Origin of the sequence: Clostridioides sp. ZZV14-6150 (genome assembly GCF_020657875.1) — a bacterium.
GTDB lineage: Bacteria > Bacillota > Clostridia > Peptostreptococcales > Peptostreptococcaceae > Clostridioides.
On the sequence record NZ_JAGWDA010000073.1, the window covers coordinates 1 to 399 of the forward strand.

The 399-nt window shown below is 35.6% G+C and carries 1 tRNA gene and 1 rRNA gene; both read left to right on the forward strand.

Annotated features, from left to right (window positions below):
• Nucleotides 1–203 precede the first annotated feature (203 nt).
• A 5S ribosomal RNA gene (gene rrf / locus KGF41_RS20565) occupies nucleotides 204–320 on the forward strand.
• Between the two features lie 6 nt (nucleotides 321–326).
• Nucleotides 327–398, forward strand: a tRNA-Asn gene (locus KGF41_RS20570).
• Nucleotide 399 lies beyond the last annotated feature (1 nt).

The window sequence follows — 399 nt, forward strand, 5'->3', positions numbered from 1 at the left end:
AGGTCGAGGACTTGACCAATATTTATTTGATGTTCATTAATTAAAATATATATGCAGTTTTTAGAGTGTTAACTCTATGTAAAGTACTAACTTCAATTAATGGAAGATATTTAATAAAAAACTATTATTATTTAGTACTTTAAAAGTATTGACATTTAAAAATAAAGATGTTAATATAATATTTGTCTTATAAATAGGCAATATGTGGTTATAATAGCAAAGAGGATACACCTGTTCCCATTCCGAACACAGAAGTTAAGCTCTTTAGCGCTAATGGTACTTGGTGGGAAACTGCCTGGGAGAGTAGGACATAGCCACGTAAATGTTCCAAGGTAGCTCAACGGTGGAGCAACCGGCTGTTAACCGGTAGGCTGTGGGTTCGAGCCCCACCCTTGGAGC